This window comes from Brevundimonas sp. AVps4 (assembly GCF_058681525.1).
Genome location: NZ_CM178741.1, coordinates 1471719 through 1490010, shown reverse-complemented (window position 1 = coordinate 1490010; position 18292 = coordinate 1471719). Strand labels below are relative to the sequence as shown.

The window sequence follows — 18292 nt, the reverse complement described above, 5'->3', positions numbered from 1 at the left end:
GGGATCAAGCCCCCATGCCCATAGGGCTCAGTCGTGCAGATAGACCACACGACGCAGAGACTTGTGGTTTCTGACCGTCTCCAGATGGCGTTCATGCTCGCCGCTGGCCCGGGCGTTGGCTTCGGAGTCCTCGACCCAGTGGCTGGTTTCGATGTCCTTTTGCAGGGCCTTGGCCGCCAGCAGCTGGCCGGGGAAGAAGGTGTCGATCAGGTCGCCGGCGATGGGGACCGTGCCCGTCGCCGTATCCAGCGCCATATAGGCCGCCATTCTGGCCAGCGTCCCAGGCGCCGCCTTGGCCCGAATCCCCTGCAACAGCAGCCAGGCGCCCGTGCCCGCCGTATAGGCCGTGCCGACCACTGGCGCCCAGGTCAGCAGGGCGTCCATGCCGAAGCCGACCGGACCTATGCCGATGACCCGGTCCGACAGTTTCTTGACGCCCTCGACATTGGACCAGATCTTCTCGATATCCTTGATCGACCGTCTGGCCATGTCGCCCCCCACCGCAGCGCCTCAACGCGACACAGCCAACAGCGTTCATCGAGAAAGGCAATAAGGGATGTCGTTGCTGAAGACCGCAGCCAACGCCGCCGCCGGTCTGGTCTTGCTCGGCCTGGCGACCGTCGGCGCGGCGGCGCTCAGCGGCGTCGGACACCGCTGGGTGGACATCCTGGCCCAGTTCACGGCGCCGGCCCTGCTGGCGGCGTCCGGCGTGACCCTGGCCTGCCTGGTCCTTCGCCTCTGGCCCGCCGCCGGCGCAGGCGTCGCTTCGGTTCTTGTCCTGGCGATCGCCGTCTGGCCGCAGTGGGCGCCGTCCCGGGCCCACGCTGCGCCCGGCCAGCCTGTGGTTCGACTGTATTCCGCCAACCTCTGGGTGGAAAACACCGACGTCGCCGCCATGAAGCGGTCGATCGCAGCGGCGGACGCCGACATTCTGGTGCTGATCGAGGTCGGCGATGCGGCGTCGGATCGTCTGGACGACCTCCTGGCGGGCTATCCGCACCGCGCGGTCATGGGGGCGGCGGAGGCGCCGGGCGGCCGGGCCCTCTCGGTCGTCGCGTCCCGCTATCCGATCCCGCGCCGCCTGCCCGCCTCTCGCGACGGCCTGTCGGCCGTGGGCGCCGTGGTCGAGACGCCCCTGGGTCCGATCAACGTCTTCGGCGTCCACCTGACCCGGCCGTGGCCCTATCAGTATCAGTGGGGCCAGATCACCCAGGCCATGGCCCTGGACGCGCGCCGACGCGCCGCGCCGCCCCATCCGGTCATCGCCGCTGGCGACTTCAACAGCGTATCGAGCGCCCGGATCGGCCGCCAGATCAAGACGGACATGGGGCTCCTGCCCGCCCCCGGCTTCCCCGGCACCTGGCCCTCGGCCCTGCCCGCCTTTGCGGGTATCGCCATCGACCAGGTCTATCGCTCGCCGGACCTGGCCCTGCTCAGCCGCCGCATCGGCGAACCGACCGGCTCGGACCACTATCCGGTCGTGACCGAGTTCACCCGCGCCACGCCCTGACTTCCGGGTTCAGCCGCCGATCAGGGCCTTCAGCCGGGCCTCATGGCCGTCCGTCGGAAAATCGTCGGCGATCCAGCCGTCCTCGAACGCCTTGAGGATGCGTCCCGTATCCGGTCCCGGCTGAAGCCCCAGCCGCGCCAGGTCGCGGCCGCCGACCGGCAGCCGGGGGGGCGTCCAGTCCTCGGCCAGCCGCCGCAGCGGACCGCCGTCGCTCCCTTCCGCCGCTTCCGCCCGCGCCAGCCGATCTTCAAAGGCGCGGCGCCCCAGCCGATAGATCGCAGCCCGCGCCTCGGCCGCGCCCATGCCGGGCCTCACCACAGCCCCCTCGGCGACCGCCGCCGCCAGCCGGTCGCGCACGGCGTTGGACAGTCGCAAGCCTTCCGCAATCCTCCGCACCGCCGCCTCATCGACGGGCAGAAGCGCCGACAGCCGCAGGACAGGATCGCCGCTGCGTCGGCTCAGGGCCTCGAACATCGCCAGGGGTCGAACCTCCGGCAAGACCTGGCTCAGCACGCCCGTCCTCTCCATGGCGCGCACGCTGGCGACCGGGTCCGGCGCCGCCAGCAGCTTCAACAGCTCCTTGGACACCCGCTCGGCCGAGAGTTGCGCCATGCCGTCTTTCAGAGCGGCGCAGGCGGCCAGTCCCGTCGCGTCCGGCGCGCTGCGCCCATACCAGGCTTGAAACCGGAAGAAGCGCAGGATGCGCAGATAGTCTTCGCGGATGCGCGTTTCGGCCTCGCCGACGAAGACGATCCGCCCCTCGGCGGCGTCCGCCAGCCCCCCGCCCGTCGGATCGAACACCACGCCGGTCGCATCGGCGTAGAGGGCGTTGAGGCGGAAGTCCCGCCGCGCGGCATCCTCCGCCCAATCCTGGGTGAAGGCCACCACGGCGCGCCGGCCGTCGGTCTCCACGTCGCGGCGCAGGGTGGTGATCTCATAGGGCGCCCGCTCTGAAACCGCCGTGACCGTGCCGTGCTCAACACCCGTCGGCACAGCCTTCAGCCCCGCCGCCTTCAGCGCCGCCATCGTCTGTTCGGGCGTCAGACGCGTGGCGATGTCGATGTCGTCCACCGGCCGCCCCATCAGACTGTTGCGGACGCAGCCCCCGACGAACCGGGCGCAGTCGGCGCCGCCCGCCGCTTCCAGAGCCGCCATGACGGCGCGGGTGGCCGTCGCCTCCAGCCACGGCTGGCCTCGCACCGAGGCCGTCATGCCTCAACCTCGGCGGCGTCCCGCTCGGCCGCGCGTTCGGGATCGACCTCGTCGCCGTAAAGACGCGCGTGAAGTCCCTTCAGAATGCCGGCCGTGACGCCCCAGATATAGCGCTCCTGCCAGGGCATGGCCCAAAACCACCGCCGCAGACCGTCTTCCAAATCATAAAAGTCCTGCCGGTGATTGGCCGCGTCCATCAGAAAGTCCCAGGGCGTCTCGAACACCTCCGCCACCTCGTCCGGCGACGGTCGGGTCAGGGGCGGACGGTCCAGCCATCCGATCACCGGCGTCACCAGGAAGCCGGTGCCGGTCTCATAGGCGTCCGACAAACCCAGAACCTCGACCGCGGCGGGGTTCAGCGCCACCTCCTCGTCGGCCTCGCGCAGGGCGGCCTGGACGGCGGTTTCGCCGGGGTCCAGCCGACCGCCCGGAAAGGCGATCTGTCCGGTGTGCCGGGCCAGGGTGTCGGCCCGACGGGTCAAAAGGACCGTCGCCCCCTCGGGTCGCGCCACGACCGGGATCAGGACGGCGGCCGGCCTCAACTCCCGCACAGGCCGCGCCGCCTGGGGATTGAGATCGAAATCGGAACGCGCCGGCGCCGCCTCCGCCCGCCAGGCCCCGATCGGCGTAAGCCGCTCCGAAAGTCTGCGCCTCAGGGTCTCCAGACTCACGCCACGGCTCCCAGAGGAAACACCTGCCCGCCGGACCGGACCACCAGCCGCCCGTCCGCCTCCTCGGCCGCCTCGACCAATTCATAGAAGACCGCCCGCGTGATCCGCGCCCACAGGTCACGGCGCACATGCACGCGCGGCGCCGGCTCGCCGGTCTCGGGATCTTCGTCCACCACCAGGGGATCATCAGCCCCGGCCCGCACCTCGTCGCCGACGTCGGTGGTGAAGATCAGGTCCTCCCCCTCGCGCCGCACCGCCACGGCGCGAAACGGCAGGTCCTCGACCTCGATCTTCATCTTCTCGACCGGCGTGACCAGATGATAGCCGTCCGGGTCCAGACGCAGAACGGTGGAGAACAGCCGCACCAGGGCCTCGCGCCCGATCGGCGATCCTTCGTGCATCCAGACGCCGTCGCGGCGGATCACGATGTCGATCTCGCCGCAATGGGCCGGGTTCCACAGATGAACCGGGGGCAGTCCCCGGCCGGGCGCCTGTTTCGCCGCCTCTGCGACCGCGTTCAGACCTTTGGGCGTTTCATCCGGTTCTGTCATGACGCCCCTGACTTAGTGGCTGATCGTCCTGGACGGAACCGCGAAGCGATTCTTCTTCAGCCGATCCGGCTGGCCCTCCCGTCCGATCCGGGCGAGGCGTCGCCCGCCTTCATCCCCCGCCCTCTCCCTCCCCCGGCGTCCCAGGGCCTGACCTCGAACGCCCGCGCGATGTGGCCAGAACACGCCCTCTGTTTCAACGGCTTGCGGCCTCAGCCGCCGAACGATCCGGCGCCCCGCCCGACGCCCCTATAATGACGCCCGGTCTTTGACATCGCAGAGAGAGAGAGAGCAAGGCGGGGCCGCCGCCGGACAGTCCGATCAGTGTCCAGCTGTTTTAGCAATAAGATCAAAGGCCGTCGGACAGATCGGACACATCGGACACCTTTTTTCTGGTCCGATCCCTCGGCCTTGTCAGACCCTCGCCGACGCGACGGTCAGCCCACAGCCGTCGCGGACCCCATCATCGGACAGCCCGATCAGGGCCGGTGAGATTCCGCTTGAAAAACAAGGAGCGTCGGACAGATCGGACACATCGGACACCTTTTTTGTCGGACACATCGGACACATCGGACACTGTTTTCGCGTTCAATGAGCCCGCCGGGGGAAGGTCAGCCGATGCGGACGCCGCCGGCCGCCGTTTCACTCCCGACCGCCAGCCACAGCACGCGCCGCTGATCGACCGGCCCCGGCAACTGGGCCTCGGGCGCCCCGACGAAGCCGAACCGCTCGAAATAGGCGCGGTCGCCGACCAGCAGAACCCCGCCGGTCGCCGTCATCCGGGCATGATCGACGCAGGCCTGAACCAGACGCGCCCCCAGCCCTTCGCTGCGAACCGCCGCCTCGACCGCGATGGGGCCTAAGAACAGGCCGGGCGTCGCGCCGATCACCACGGGCCACAGCCGGACAGACCCGACGATCCGGCCCTGCCGATGGGCGACGAAGCCCACGGCGGGACGCGTCCCCTCGCGCAGCCGCTCGGCCGTCTTGGCGAAACGGCCTGGGCCAAACGCGGCCAGAACCAGGGCGTCCACGCCCGCCGCGTCGGCGGGCGTTTCAAGGGCGATGGGCTCGGCGACCAGGTCAGGGGCCGAAATCTGGATAGAGGCGTGCGACATGGGCGCTCCGACGGGGGCGCGCGCACCTAGAACCAAAGCTGCGCTGAATCAAGGCGCGGTCTTGCGACGCCTTCAGCCCGCCTTCGAAAAGTCGGGCGCCCGCTTCTGGGTGAAGGCCATGAAGGCCTCCATGGCCTCGGGGCTCCGCATCTGGGATCCAAACGCCTCGCCCTCGCGCTGCATCAGGGCCCACAGACCTTCCGCATCGCGCATCAGCCGCTTGGTCTTGCGGATCGAATTGGGCGCACGGGCCGCCACCTTGGCCGCCAGATCCGCCGCCGTCGCCTCGACCGCCTCCGCCGGAACGACGCGATTGGCCAGGCCCCAGGCCGCCGCCGTCCGTCCGTCGACGGGCTCGCCCAGGGCGAACAGTTCGAACGCCCGCTGATGGCCGATCGCGGCGGGCAGCAGCAGGCTGGACGCCGCCTCCGGCGCCAGGGCCAGATTGACGAACGGAACCGACAGCAGGGCGTCCTCGGCCACCACCACCAGGTCGCAGTGCAACAGCATGGTCAGGCCGATGCCGACCGCCCGACCTTTGACCGCCGCCACCAGCGGCTTGTCGAGATCGGCCAGCGCCTTCAGGAAGCGGAACACCGACATGTCGAACGGCCTTTCCGTCTGCGAGCCGATGGCGATGAAGTCCCCGATGTCGTTGCCGGCCGAGAAGCTGTCGCCCTCGGCGCGCAGCAGCAGCACCCGCACCGTATCGTCGGTGCGCGCCTGTTCGACGGCCTCGGACAGGGCCGAATACATGGCCTGTGTGATGGCGTTCTTCTTGTCGGCCCGGTCGAGCGTCAGGGTCAGGACGCCGTCGGCCAGTTGGGTGCGGATATGTTCGCTCACGTCGTTTCCTCGTCCCGTTTGACGGCCGTCCACCAGTCGACGCCGTTCTCATCGCGCGTCCGTTTGGCGCGGCCGCGCTTTTCCAGATAGTTCAGGTGCGCCTGGGCCTCGCCCGTGGCCATGCCCAGCACCCCGTCTCCGACCGCCCGACCGAACACGGCCGGGAAGCCGTCGATCACCCTAGACGGTTGACGCAAGGTCCGTTCAAGCCGTTTCAGCGCCGTCTCATGACCGCGTTTCAGAGCGTCGAGCCGGGCGTGAACGCCCAGGAAGGGCTCCCCGTGCGACGGCAGAATGAAGGCTCCGTCCGGCAGCAGGCGCCGCAGCTTCTCCAGCGAATCCATCCAGTCGCCCAGCGGATCGGCTTCGGGCTCGGTGGGCCAGACCGAGACGTTCGACGAAATCCGGGGCAGGATCTGATCGCCGGAGATGAAAACGTCGTCAGACCTACGCCACAGGCAAACGTGCTCCGGGCTGTGTCCTGACCCGACCACCACGGTCCAGTCGTCGCCGTCGATCTGGATCACATCCTCATCCGACAGCCGCAGATAGCTGCGCGGCATCGCCGACACCCCCTTGGCGAAGCCGCCGTAATCCTTGCGCCAGCGGTCGATCTGGGCCTCGCTCCATCCGGCGGCCCGATAGTAGCGTTCGCCGTCTTCGGGGGCGTCCCCGGCCTCCTCGGCCATCAGCATCCGGGCGGTGACATATTCCAGCCGCGACATCAGCAGCGGCGCGCCGCTCCGCTCGCACAGCCAGCCGGCCAGGCCGATGTGATCGGGGTGCATGTGGGTGCAGACCAGGCGGCGGATCGGGCGCCCTTCCAGCGCGCCGGCCAGCGCTGCTTCCCAGGCCGCAATACTGTCAGGCGTGCGCAGGCCGGTATCGACCACCGTCCATCCGTCGCCGTCCTGAAGGGCGTAGACGTTCACGTGGTTCAGCTGGAACGGCAGGGTCAGCCGCATCCACAGGACGCCGGGGGCGACTTCGATCGCCTCCCCTCCCGCGGGCGTCTGGGGCATGGGGTAGGTCAGCCCTCTTGCGTCCATCCCCGTCTTCACCGCCGTCGCATCGTCCGCCAAGTGGGTCTCCAATCAAAACGCGCAGACCTTAATCCCGTCAGCCCTCCATCGTCCACAGCCGCCTTGACCCTGCCCGATTAGAAGGCCACGAAGCGTTCAGTCCTTTCAGATCTCCAAGGTGTTCCATGAAAGCCCGCTTCGCCGCCGTCCTCGCGGCGCTGATGTTCAGCGCCGTTACGGTCGCTCCCGCCGCGGCCCAGACCCGCGCCAATGACGATCGCCAGGCTGTTGCAGAAGGCTCTTCACGAGCCGCCGCAGCGCGCCAACGGCGCGAACGCCGCCCTGCGCCGCCGACGCCTGAGCAGATCATGGCGGCGGCTCAGGAACAGGCCACCCTGGCCAACACCAACTGCCAGGTCACCGAAGCCAAGCTGCTGGGCGAAACCGCCGCCAAGACCTCGGTCTATGAGGTCGCCTGCGCCACTGGCCCGGGCTTCATGATCGAATCCAAGACCCCGCCGTCGGCCACGGATTGTGTGCTTCTGGCCCATTCGGCCTCGGTGGTGCGCGAGCGCGATCCCGCCGCCGACGTCGGCCCGCAATGCACCATCCCCGCCAACACCGACACCCAGAAGGTTCTGCGCGAATACGCCCAGAAGGCGGGCGTCCCCTGCACCGTGGACCAGGCCAAGGTCCTGGGTCAGTCCAACGACGGAGGCGTCATGTATGAGGTCGGCTGCGCCGACGCGGCGGGCTTCTGGGTCAAGCAGTTGAACGACAACTGGACCAAGACCCCCTGTATCCAGGTGCTGGCTGAAGGCGGCGCCTGCGCCTTCACCACCGCCGCCGAGAATGCGGCTCAGGTGAAGCAACTGCTGGCGGGATCGGAAGCGGCGGGCTGCGACGTCACCGAGGCGCGCCTGATGGGCCAGAACGCCAACGGCATGTTCTATGAAGCCAAATGCGCCGGCGCCGACGGCGTCATCGCCCGCGTGAACGCCGAGAACGTCGTGCAGCAGATCTACCCTTGCGCCACCGCTCAGCGGATCGGCGGCGGCTGCACCTTGACGCCGGCCCCTGCTGCGGCCCCCGCCCCGGCCGGCGGCCGCCCCTAAGACAGACCGATTGACGGCAAGGGGCCGCCGGAGCGATCCGGCGGCCCTTTTGTTTGCGGCGCCTCTTTCCCGAAACCGAGACGCAGCCTAGCGTCCCCGTCATGCGCATCGCCACCTGGAACGTGAACTCGGTCAACGCTCGCCTGCCCACCGTGCTGGCCTGGCTGGAACAGGCCGCCCCCGACGTCGCCTGCTTCCAGGAGATCAAATGCGTGGACGAGAAGTTTCCGCGCGAGGCATTCGAGAGCCTGGGCTACAACGTCGAGACCCACGGCCAGAAGAGCTACAACGGCGTGGCCCTGCTGTCGAAACACCCGCTGTCGGACATCCGGCGCGGCCTGCCGGGCGACGAGACCGACGAACAGGCCCGCTATCTGGAGGCGGTGGTCGAGGCGCCCCGGCCGATCCGGGTGGCCTCCATCTATCTGCCGAACGGCAATCCGATCGGCACCGAGAAGTTCGACTACAAGCTGGCCTGGTTCGATCGGCTGAACCGCCACGCCCGCGACCTGCTGGCCTTCGAGGAGCCGCTGGCCCTGTGCGGCGACTACAACGTCATTCCCGAGCCGGAAGACGCCAAGAACCCCGCCGCCTGGACCGATGACGCCCTGTTCCAGCCCCAGAGCCGCCGGGCGTTTCGCGCCCTGAAGAATCTGGGCCTGGCCGATGCGCACGAAGTCGCCAACGAACCCGCCGGGACCTACAGCTTCTGGGACTATCAGGCCGGCGCCTGGCAGAGGAACCACGGCATCCGCATCGACTTCGCCCTGCTGTCGCCCCAGGCCGCCGATCGGCTGAAGGGGATCGAGACCCACCGCGACGCGCGCGAGATGGACAAGCCGAGCGACCATGTGCCGGTGGTGGTCGATCTGGACCTCTCGGCCGGATCGGAGGGCTGACCCATGGCCGAGGTCGTTCGGGTGGTCCTGCTGATCGCCTTGGCGGCGGCCCTGCTGACGACCCTGGCCCTGGCCCTGTCCTGGTGGATGGAGCCGCCGCGCCGGATACGCCGGGCCCTTCTGAAGGCCCTCGGCGCCCCGCCTGAGGTCGAGGCCGTTTCCCCCCGCGAGGGCCGGGCCTGCGCCCTGAACTTCGACGTCGAACAGGTGGTGGTCCTGTGGGCCAACGGCGCCCACGGCCTGGCCTACGCCTTCGAGGAGGTCGAGGGCGGCGAGATCATCGTCGACGGCCATGTGGTGGCCCGCATCCGGCGCGGCGAGACACGCAAGTCGCTGGACGTCATGGCGCCGGACGCCGAACAGGTGGTGCTGCGGCTGATGTTCGCAGACGCCCGTCATCCCGAGTTCGAACTGGCCCTGTGGGACGCCGCCCTGGCCGGCGGAACCGGCTCGCCCGGCGAGGCGCTGCGGCTGGGTCGGCGGTGGCTGTCGCACCTGGAAGCCCTGTTGAAGAGCTGATCGCCCCCTTCCGATTGGGCGGCGAGCGGTCTAGAACCCCCGCTCATTCCTAACGACACGCCTTTTTACGGGAGGCCGCCTTGGCCCGCCTATTCGACGCCTATGTCGTCGCCGACTGGACCGCCGCCGAGACCAAGAAGCTGGGCGACAGCTCGCTGTGGATCGGGGTGGCAAAGCGCGACGTCCGCTTCCGCCTCTATACCGAGACGCACAATGTCGCGACCCGGGCCGAGGGCGAGGCCCTGCTGACCTCGATCCTGGCGGACCACCGAAAGCGCGGCGACCGGGTTCTGGTGGGGCTGGACTTCAACTTCGGCTATCCGGTCGGCACGGCCGCGCGGCTGAAGCTGGAGGGAACCCCCTGGCAGGCCATGTGGAAATTCATCGCCGCCAATGTCGTGGACAAGGCCGACAACACCAACAACCGCTATCAGGTGGCGGCCAAGATGAACCGTCTGATGACGGACGAGGCCTGGCCCCTGTGGGGCGCGCCTGCGAAACAAGCGCAGCGCTGGCTGACGACCACCAAGCCGCCCGCCGGCGCCGGCGCCGACATCCCCGAATTCCGGGCGACCGAGAATGCGGCGCGCAAAGGCAAGCTGCAGCCCAAGAGCGTGTGGCAGATGCACGGCGCCGGCGCCGTGGGCGGCCAGACCCTGGTGGGCATTCCGGCGGTGCGCAGGCTGTTGGAAAGCCTGGGCTCTTCGGGCGCCGTCTGGCCGTTCGGCACCGGCTGGCGCGCGCTTAGCCCTGAGGATGTCGAGCCCCTGTCGGCCCTTGTGGTCGAGGTCTGGCCCTCGATGTTCGACGGCAAACCTCATGAGGGCGAGTTCAAGGATCAGGCCCAGGTCCGCGCCACCGCCGAAGCCCTGGCCCATATGGACGAGGCCGGCGAACTAGCCAAGGCCTTCGGCCCGCCCAAGGACGCCACGCCCGAACTGATCGCCCAGGTCGAGCAGGAAGAAGGCTGGATCCTGGGAGTCTGACCCCCAGGTCCGTCAGGACAGGCGGTCGCGGAACTCTGACCAGTCGAATTCGCGAACCAGCTTCAGCGCGTCAGTGTCGCTGTTCCACAGGGCGATGGCCGGCAGCGGCACCCCGTTGAAGGTGTTGGTCTTCACCATCGAATAGTGGGCCTGGTCCAGGAAGGCGATGCGGGTTCCGGCGGTCGGCGCAGTGGCGAAGCCATAGTCGCCGATGATGTCGCCGGCCAGGCAGGAGGGCCCGCCCAGGCGATAGGTCACGCCGCCTTCCGCCTCGTTCAGCATGGCCGGACGGTAGGGGGCCTCGATCACGTCCGGCATGTGGCAGGTGGCCGAGATGTCGGTGATGGCGATGGGCAGGCCGTTGTGGAAGGTGTCCAGCACCTCACCCACCAGTATGCCGGCGTCCAGCGCAATGGCCTCGCCCGGCTCGATATAGACCTGAAGTCCGTAACGCTCGCCCAGGTCCTTCATGAAGGCGACCAGGGCGTCGATCCGATAGTCGGCGCGGGTCACATGGTGGCCGCCGCCCAGGTTGATCCATTTCAGGTCGGGCAGCAGGGGCGCCAGCTTCGGTTCCACGGCGGCCCAAATCCGCTCCAGCGGCTCGAACCCCTGTTCGCACAGGGCGTGGATGTGCAGGCCGTCGACGCCGTTCAAGTGTTCCGGCTTCAGCTGCGACACCGGGAAGCCCAGGCGCGAGCCCAGCTGGCAGGGGTCGTATTTGGCGACCTCGCCCTCCGAATGCTCCGGGTTCAGACGCAGGCCGATGTCGAACGTCTCGCCCTCCGCACGGGCGGCCGAGATCAGGTCGGCGAAGCGGGCGATCTGGTCCGGGGCGTTGAAGATGACCGTATCCGACAGCCGCAGGATCTCGGGCAGGTCGGCGGGCTTGTAGGCGGGGGAATAGGTGGTCAGGTGGCCCTTGTAGAACTCCCGCGCCAGGCGCGCTTCCCACAGGCCCGAGGCGCAGACGCCGTCGAGATATTCCCCGACGACATCGGCCAGCGACCACATGGAGAAGGCCTTCAGGGCCAGCAGCACCCGGGCGTCCGCCCGCGCCCCGACGTCCTGAAGGACGGCCAAGTTGCGACGCACCGCGACCTCGTCGACCACGAAGGCGGGCGACGGGACGCGGTTCAGATCGAACCGGGCGAAGGCGCCCGGTCCGCCGGCCTGGGTCTGCATGACCATGGGGCTTATCCTCAGAAGTCCAGCGGGGCGTCGAGTTCCTCGACCGTCCAGGGCAGGCCGTGCTTGTTCAGCATGTCCATGAAGGGATCGGGATCCAGTTGCTCCATGTTGAACACCCCCTCGCCCTTCCACTGGCCGGTCAGCATCAGGGCCGCGCCGATCATGGCGGGGACGCCGGTGGTGTAGCTGACGGCCTGGTTGCCGGTCTCGGCATAGGCCTCCTGGTGGTCGCAGATGTTCTTGACGTAGATCGTCTTCTGCGCCCCGTCCTTCAGGCCGGTGGCGATGGTGCCGATATTGGTCTTGCCCTTGGTGATCGGGCCGAGCGACGCGGGCTCGGGCAGCAGGGCCTTCAGGAACTCGATCGGGATGATTTCGCGGCCCTGGAACATCATCGGCTCGATCGAGGTCATGCCCACGTTCTCCAGCACCTCCAGGTGCTTCAGATAGGAGTCGCCGAAGGTCATCCAGAAGCGGATGCGCTTGATTTCAGGATAGAATTTGGCCAGCGACTCCAGTTCCTCATGGTACATGAGGTACATGTTCTTCGGCCCCACCCCCTCGAAGTCGAAGGTCTGTTTGTGGCTCAGCGCCGGGCCCTCGACCCACTGGCCGTTCTCCCAGTGACGCGAGTTGGCGGTCACTTCGCGCAGATTGATCTCGGGGTTGAAGTTGGTCGCGAACGGCAGGCCGGTGTCGCCGCCGTTGCAGTCGAGGATATCGAGGGTCTCGATCGAATCCAGCAGGTGCTTCTTGGTGTAGGTGGTGAAGACCGAGGTCACGCCGGGGTCGAAGCCCGAGCCCAAGAGGGCCATCAGACCGGCGTCCTTGAAGCGGTCCTGATAGGCCCACTGCCACTTGTATTCGAACTTGGCCTCGTCGCGCGGCTCATAGTTGGCGGTGTCGAGATAGTTGACGCCGGCGGCCAGGCAGGCGTCCATGATCGACAGGTCCTGGTACGGCAGGGCCAGGTTGACCACCAGGGCCGGCTTGACCGACTGGATCAGGGCGGTGGTCGCGGCCACGTCGTCGGCGTCGATCGCCGCCGTGTCGATGGTCACGCCGAAGCGCGACTTCACCGATTCGGCGATGGCGTCGCACTTGGCCTTGGTGCGGCTGGCCAGGGTGATGTGCGAGAAGATGTCCGAATTCATCGCCATCTTATGGACGGCGACCGAACTGACGCCGCCGGCGCCAATGACCAGCACCCTGCTCATCTGTGCTTCTCCTGAAGTCTTGAAAGGCCTCGGCGACATCGCCGCCCGTATAAAGGGCGGGGCTCATAGCACGATGATGACAGGATCGCTAATGGGCGGGGGTTTGTGCCGGATTCGGCGGATTTTTCGCGTCTGGCGAGGGGCGTGGGGTGTGGGGCGAGGGGCGCGGCACTCGGAAAAACGATGTCCGATGTGTCCGATCTGTCCGATTGCGACGACCGACGACGGAAAAAAGGGTGTCCGATGTGTCCGAACTGTCCGATTGGGACGGCTGGAGACCAGAAAAACAGTGTCCGATGTGTCCGATTTGTCCGATTGTGACAGGGGGCGTCGAGGCTGCCGAAGGCCGAGCGGACGCCAGACGCCGCAGGGCGTCCTTGCGGAGGGGCTTTACCTTCTGAAAGACCGGCGGGGATTATACACCGGGTTTGAGGGGGGATGGTCGAATTAGCCAATTGAGTTTGATGAGCGTTGAATGCGGTCGGCTCTGGGATGCAGTCGCGAGGAACTGACGTGACCCCCGTTTCTCATCCAGCCATAACGAGAGTCCTTTGGTGATCTGAACTGGGGTTGGTGGGGTTGGCAAGAGGCCGGTCAGCGCAGCTTTCAACCAGCGCAGCGGACCGGCCGATCTGTCCGGTGAGCGCATCTGCATAAGCCTGCGGCGTCAGCCACCCGAGCTTCGAGTGCGGACGCCGCTCGTTGTAATCGCGCCGCCAGGCCTCCAGCACGGCGCGGGCGTGCGGCAGGGATCGGAACAGCGTCTCGTTCAGCAGCTCGTCACGCAGGCGGCCGTTGAAGCTCTCGTTGAAGCCGTTCTGCTGAGGCTTGCCCGGCGCGATGTAGTGCCAGCCCACACCGGCGTCGTCGGCCCAGGCCAGGATGGCGTTGGACGTATATTCCGTGCCGTTGTCGCTGATGATCGTCTCGGGTCGCCCGCGTCGCAGGATGATGGCGTCCAACTCGCGCGCCACCCGTCGCCCTGACAGCGAGGTATCGGCGACGAGCCCGAGGCACTCGCGGGTGCAGTTGTCGATCACCGTCAGTATGCGGAAGCGCCGCCCGTCGGTCATCTGATCGGACACGAAGTCCAGCGACCAGCGCTGGTTCGCGACCAGAGGGATCTCCAGCGGCCGCCTTGTGCCCATGGCGCGTTTTCGCCCGCCACGCCGGCGCACCGTCAGCTTCTCCTCGCGGTAGATCCGCTGGACCCGCTTCTTGTTGACCGCATGGCCCTCGCGCCGGAGCATCACGTGCAGACGTCGATAGCCGAACCGCCGACGCTCCTGGGCCAGGGCCTTCAGCCGATCCCGCAGGGCGCCATCGTCCGGTCGCGTCGCCTGATAGCGCACGCTCGTCCGATCCACACCCAGCACCCGACAAGCCCGCCGCTCGCTCATCGCGTAGGCCGACTGCAGGTGCGCCGCCGCCGCTCGATGAGCTGCGGGCGTCACCACTTTTTTCCCAGCAAATCCTTCAGCGCGACGTTGTCCAGCATCGAGTCCGCCAGCATCCGCTTCAGCTTGGCGTTCTCGTCTTCCAGAGCCTTCAGACGCCGGGCCTCCGACACGTCCATACCGCCATACTTGGCCTTCCACTTGTAGAAGGTCGGCGAGCTCAGCCCGTGCTTCCTGCACAGATCCGCCACCGGGACGCCGGCCTCCTGCTCACGCAGGATCCCGATGATCTGCTCTTCCGTGAACCTTGATCGCTTCATTCTGTCCGTCCTTTCGAGGGGCGGACTCTAGCTATTCCTGGAGGAGTTTCAGGGGGTCACGTCACTTGGGCAGCCGCATCGGTCGAAAAGACCCTCGTGAGGTACTGGAGAAACAACTCCTTCTTGGCCAACTCGGTATTGGCGCGTTTGCAGCTGCGAAGAAAGTTTTCCGCATGAGCCGACTGGAAAATCACAGGCATAGAAGCAGGGGGTTTCATCGTGGAAATTCAATCACCGGCAGAGCCTACCGCAATTGCGGTGGCGTCAACGCATACTGCGGCGTGTCACGGTGAAAGGCGATAGCCCCAAGCGACTTAAACCTTGACCCGACGACCTATGGCAGATTGCGAAAGGCAAAGTTCGTCCGAGAACGGTCGATAACGGTCCGCCTAAACAAGTCCCCTACCCGATCAACGCCCGCGCCGCCGCCCGCGCCTCATCGGTGATCTCCGCCCCCGACAGCATGCGCGCGATCTCTTCCTGACGCCTCGCGTCGTCCAGGGCGTGGACGGTGGTGGTGGTCAGGCCGTCGCGGTCGGCCTTCATCACCTTCCAGTGGACGTGGCCGCGGGCGGCGACCTGGGGGCTGTGGGTGACGACCAGGACCTGGGCGCCGTTTGACAGGCGTTTCAGGCGCGAGCCGACGGCCTCGGCCACGGCGCCGCCGACGCCCTGGTCCACCTCGTCGAAGATCATGACCGGCTGGCGCATGTCCTCGCGGCTGGCGAGCGCCGCCTTCATGGCCAGGGCGAACCGGGCCAGTTCGCCGCCCGACGCAATGGCGTCCAGGGGGCCGAAGTCGGTTCCGGCGTTGGTGGCGATCTGGAAGCGGACGGTCTCGACCCCGTCGGGGCCGCGCCGGCCCTCGATCGGCTCCAGCGCCACGCGGAACCGGGCGCGCTCCAGCTTCAGCGGGCCCAGCTCGTCCATGACGGCGGCGGTCAGGCGGTCGGCCGCGGCCTCGCGCGCCGAGGTCAGGAATTCGGCGGCCAGGTCATAGGCTTCGGCGGCCTGGGCGGCCTCGCGCCCGGCGGCGGCCAGGGCCTCCTCCCCGTCCTCGATCAGACGCAGTTGCTCGCGCAGGCGGACGCGTAAGGAAGGCAAGGCGTCGACGGTGGTGTGCAGTTTCCGGGCGGCGGCGCGCAGGGCGAACAGCCGTTCCTCGGCCTTGTCCAGGCGGCCGGGCTCATAGTCGAAGGCGTCGGCGGCGGCGTCCACGGCGGCGATGGCCTCGGCCGCCTCGACCAGGGTGCGGTCGATGGCGTCTACGGCGGCCGACAGTTTGACGATGACGGGATGGTCGCCCTCGGCTCCCGCCTGGCCCGCGCGCTGACGGGCGTGCTCGACGGCGCGCAGGGCCGCGCCCAGCTTCTGGCTCAGCTTGTCGCCGCCCAGCTGGGTGCGGGCGTCGGCGAGATCGGCGATGGCCTTTTCGGCGGCGCCCAAGAGGGCGCGTTCGCCGGCCAGTTCGGTTTCCTCGTCGGGGCGGGGATCGAGCGCGTCCAGTTCGGCCAGGTTCAGGCTGATCTCCTCGGCGCGGGCGGCGGCGTCGGCGGCCTGGGCCTTCAGCTCGGCCAGTTTGGCCTCGGCGGCCTTCAGCTTTGTCGAGGCGGCGGCGACGGCCTGCAACTGCGGCTGAAGCCCGCCATAGGCGTCCAGCAGGCCCCGGTGGGTGCGCCAGTCCAGCAAGCCCACGGTCTCATGCTGGCCGTGCACCTCGACCAGGGCGGCGCCGATCTCGCGCAGGGCCGTGACCCCGGCGGGCTGGTCGTTGACATAGGCCCGGCTGCGGCCGTCGGCGTTCAGGACGCGGCGCAGGATCAGTTCCTCGCCCGGCTGGACCTCGAACCCCTTGTCGGCGATCAGGGCCAGCAGGTCCGGATCGTCCGGAGCGCTGAAGACGGCGGTGGCCACGGCCTGTTTGGCGCCGTTGCGCACCAGGCCCGCATCGCCGCGCCCGCCGAGGGCCAGGCCCAGGGCGTCCAGAATGATCGACTTGCCCGCCCCCGTCTCGCCCGTCAGCACGGTCAGGCCGGTCTCGACGTCGAGATCCAGGGCGTCGACCAGGACGACGTCGCGGATGGAAAGGGCGGTCAGCATGGGCGCACGCGATTCGGCATGGGGCGCAGTTTAGCGCGCGGCGAAGGCAAGGGAATCAGAGACCGGAGGCCCGGCGCAAGGCGGCGTTGATGCCCGACTGCCAGCCCGGCCCCTGGGCGCGCCAGTGTTCCAGAAGGTCGGCGTCCAGCCGCAGGGTGACCTGCTGCTTGGGCCGGTCGGCCTTGGGGCGGCCGGGGGAGCGTTTGAACTGGTTGAGGATGTAGTCGGGCAGGACGTCACGTGCGGGGCGGAGTTTGGCCGCGCGCTCTGCGGTCAACTCCGGCGTATCGTCGTCGTCGAGAAAGGGCTCAGTCGCCGCTTCCGACACCCCTTTGTTCTCGGACATGTCTCCGCTCCCGGTCATTGGCCTTGCGCAGGCTGATGGCCCGCACCCTTGCGTCTCGAACCGTAAGGCCAAAACGTGCAGTCGCCCGTCCAGTTCGCCATAGGCGATCCATCTGGGTTCACCGTAATCGAAGCGATCATCCACCTCGATCAAGGCTTCTTCCATTTGGATTTCGTCGGCTCGCGACAGCGAGACGCCGTGTTTGGCGATATTGGCCTCATCCTTCGCCGGATCGAAGACGATCATTTATGTAACTACATAAATCTGACCGTCAAGGGGACGATCAGCCCGGGATGATCCGTTGCAGCCAGCTCTCGCGCTTGGCTTCGGGCGCCTTGTCCGGGGTCTGGCCGTTTTCGGTCAGCAGGGCGTAGGCCTCGGCGTACCAGGGGCTGCCGGGGAAGTTGTAGCCCAGGACGGCGCCGTTGCGGGTCGCCTCTTCCTTCAGCCCCAGCTGCAGATTGACCTCGACCAGACGGTACAGGGCCTCGGGCGTGTGGGAGGTGCGCTGGAACTCGGGATTGGCGATGACGGCCTTGTAGCGGTTCAGGGCCGCCAGGGGCTGGTTGGCGCGCTGATAGTAGCGGCCGATGTTCATTTCCTTGCCGGCCAGCTGGTCGTTGACCATGTCGATCTTGACGGCGGCGTCGGTGGCGTAGGGGGTGCCCGGATAGCGGCGGGCCACGTCCTTCAGCCCGGCCAGGGCGGCGGTGGCGTAGCCCTGGTCGCGGCCCACGTCGGTGATCTGTTCGAAGTTGCAGACGGCCTTCATATAGAAGGCATAGGCGGCCGACGGATTGCCGGGGAACAGCTGGATATAGCGGTCAGCCGCAGCGATGGCGTCCGTATAGTTGTTGTTCTGATAATAGGCGTAGATCTGCATCAGGATCGAGCGGCGCGCCCAGTCCGAATAGGGGTGCTGGCGTTCCACCTCCTGGAAATAGTCGACGGCGTCGGCCCAACGGCGCTGTTCCAGCCGCTGATAGCCGGTGTTGTACAGCGCCTCGACCGGGCGTTCTTCATAGGCGAGCCTGGGCCGCTTGTTCCCGGCGCAGCCGGAAATCGTCAGAGCGGCGGCCGCTGCGGCCATCAGCACCAGGCCGGAACGGAACTTGGAAACGGACAAGGACGACCCCATGACGAGCGAAAGCGGGGCCCCAAGCCCAGCTTCCAAAAACCAACGCGGCGATCTCTAGCACCCGCGACCGGGGCGCGCCATGCCGAGGAAATCTCCGTGCACGACTTGCCCTGACCGGCTCCGCTGGTAAAGAGCGC

General features: G+C 67.8%; 18 protein-coding genes and 1 pseudogene. 5 read left to right on the top strand and 14 right to left on the bottom strand.

Features of this window, described 5'->3' with window-relative positions; all coding sequences use genetic code 11:
• Positions 1 to 27: 27 nt before the first annotated feature.
• Positions 28 to 489 carry a DUF4112 domain-containing protein gene (locus tag ACW178_RS07295; protein WP_054765094.1) on the bottom strand — a complete coding sequence of 154 codons (462 nt, stop codon included), beginning with the start codon at positions 487 to 489 and terminating at the stop codon, positions 28 to 30.
• 67 nt (positions 490 to 556) lie between these two features.
• On the opposite strand from ACW178_RS07295, the gene ACW178_RS07290 reads away from it, so the two are divergent.
• Complete coding sequence (locus tag ACW178_RS07290; protein ID WP_287104916.1) at positions 557 to 1510, top strand: endonuclease/exonuclease/phosphatase family protein; 954 nt, start codon at positions 557 to 559, stop codon at positions 1508 to 1510.
• A gap of 9 nt (positions 1511 to 1519) precedes the next feature.
• Here the strand turns inward: ACW178_RS07290 and ACW178_RS07285 are convergent, their stop codons facing one another.
• The 6 genes from ACW178_RS07285 to ACW178_RS07260 form a co-directional block, all read right to left on the bottom strand.
• On the bottom strand, positions 1520 to 2722 hold the full coding sequence (locus ACW178_RS07285) for a CCA tRNA nucleotidyltransferase (protein WP_287104918.1): 1203 nt from the start codon (positions 2720 to 2722) through the stop codon (positions 1520 to 1522).
• A complete protein-coding gene (locus ACW178_RS07280; protein WP_191555374.1) occupies positions 2719 to 3393 on the bottom strand; it encodes a CoA pyrophosphatase in 675 nt (224 codons plus the stop codon). Before ACW178_RS07280 ends, ACW178_RS07285 begins: the two co-directional genes overlap by 4 nt.
• The gene (locus tag ACW178_RS07275; protein WP_054765090.1) at positions 3390 to 3944 is read right to left on the bottom strand and encodes a DUF1285 domain-containing protein; all 555 of its coding nucleotides are present in this window, start codon (positions 3942 to 3944) and stop codon (positions 3390 to 3392) included. Before ACW178_RS07275 ends, ACW178_RS07280 begins: the two co-directional genes overlap by 4 nt.
• 608 nt (positions 3945 to 4552) lie before the next feature.
• Entirely contained in the window at positions 4553 to 5059 is a 507-nt protein-coding gene (locus ACW178_RS07270; protein ID WP_054765089.1) for a GNAT family N-acetyltransferase, read from the bottom strand.
• Positions 5060 to 5131: 72 nt separating this feature from the next.
• Positions 5132 to 5905, bottom strand: a complete 774-nt coding sequence (locus ACW178_RS07265; protein ID WP_054765088.1) for an enoyl-CoA hydratase — start codon at positions 5903 to 5905, stop codon at positions 5132 to 5134.
• Entirely contained in the window at positions 5902 to 6927 is a 1026-nt protein-coding gene (locus ACW178_RS07260) for an MBL fold metallo-hydrolase (RefSeq protein ID WP_492025014.1), read from the bottom strand. Before ACW178_RS07260 ends, ACW178_RS07265 begins: the two co-directional genes overlap by 4 nt.
• Before the next feature lie 185 nt (positions 6928 to 7112).
• On the opposite strand from ACW178_RS07260, the gene ACW178_RS07255 reads away from it, so the two are divergent.
• The 4 genes from ACW178_RS07255 to ACW178_RS07240 all read left to right on the top strand — a co-directional run bounded on the left by ACW178_RS07255 (position 7113) and on the right by ACW178_RS07240 (position 10446).
• A complete protein-coding gene (locus ACW178_RS07255; RefSeq protein WP_054765087.1) occupies positions 7113 to 8042 on the top strand; it encodes a hypothetical protein in 930 nt (309 codons plus the stop codon).
• Between the two features lie 101 nt (positions 8043 to 8143).
• The gene (gene xth / locus ACW178_RS07250) at positions 8144 to 8941 is read left to right on the top strand and encodes an exodeoxyribonuclease III (protein ID WP_054765086.1); all 798 of its coding nucleotides are present in this window, start codon (positions 8144 to 8146) and stop codon (positions 8939 to 8941) included.
• A gap of 3 nt (positions 8942 to 8944) precedes the next feature.
• Positions 8945 to 9460, top strand: a complete 516-nt coding sequence (locus tag ACW178_RS07245; protein ID WP_054765085.1) for a hypothetical protein — start codon at positions 8945 to 8947, stop codon at positions 9458 to 9460.
• 80 nt (positions 9461 to 9540) lie between these two features.
• Entirely contained in the window at positions 9541 to 10446 is a 906-nt protein-coding gene (locus ACW178_RS07240) for a cobalamin biosynthesis protein CbiG (protein ID WP_191555373.1), read from the top strand.
• A 12-nt stretch (positions 10447 to 10458) separates the two neighbouring features.
• On the opposite strand, the gene ACW178_RS07235 is transcribed toward ACW178_RS07240, so the two are convergent.
• From ACW178_RS07235 to ACW178_RS07205, 7 genes and pseudogenes are all read right to left on the bottom strand, one after another.
• The gene (locus tag ACW178_RS07235) at positions 10459 to 11637 is read right to left on the bottom strand and encodes a carboxynorspermidine decarboxylase (protein WP_287104928.1); all 1179 of its coding nucleotides are present in this window, start codon (positions 11635 to 11637) and stop codon (positions 10459 to 10461) included.
• Between the two features lie 11 nt (positions 11638 to 11648).
• On the bottom strand, positions 11649 to 12854 hold the full coding sequence (locus ACW178_RS07230) for a saccharopine dehydrogenase family protein (protein ID WP_482850841.1): 1206 nt from the start codon (positions 12852 to 12854) through the stop codon (positions 11649 to 11651).
• 527 nt (positions 12855 to 13381) lie between these two features.
• Positions 13382 to 14571, bottom strand: a protein-coding gene (locus tag ACW178_RS07225) for an IS3 family transposase (RefSeq protein WP_183754377.1) whose coding sequence is annotated in 2 segments (ribosomal slippage) — positions 13382 to 14319 and positions 14319 to 14571 — 1191 coding nt in all. Because the reading frame shifts where the segments join, the coding sequence is not laid out codon by codon here.
• Between the two features lie 402 nt (positions 14572 to 14973).
• Positions 14974 to 16671, bottom strand: coding sequence for a DNA repair protein RecN (gene recN, locus ACW178_RS07220; protein ID WP_492025013.1), 1698 nt, complete (start codon positions 16669 to 16671; stop codon positions 14974 to 14976).
• Positions 16672 to 16726: 55 nt separating this feature from the next.
• Entirely contained in the window at positions 16727 to 17017 is a 291-nt protein-coding gene (locus ACW178_RS07215) for a BrnA antitoxin family protein (protein ID WP_287106028.1), read from the bottom strand.
• A gap of 126 nt (positions 17018 to 17143) precedes the next feature.
• Positions 17144 to 17263, bottom strand: a pseudogene (locus ACW178_RS07210) (BrnT family toxin); the annotation flags it as partial.
• Positions 17264 to 17300: 37 nt separating this feature from the next.
• Positions 17301 to 18155: an outer membrane protein assembly factor BamD gene (locus tag ACW178_RS07205; protein WP_287106032.1), complete on the bottom strand. Its 855-nt coding sequence runs from the start codon at positions 18153 to 18155 to the stop codon at positions 17301 to 17303.
• Between the last annotated feature and the right edge of the window lie 137 nt (positions 18156 to 18292).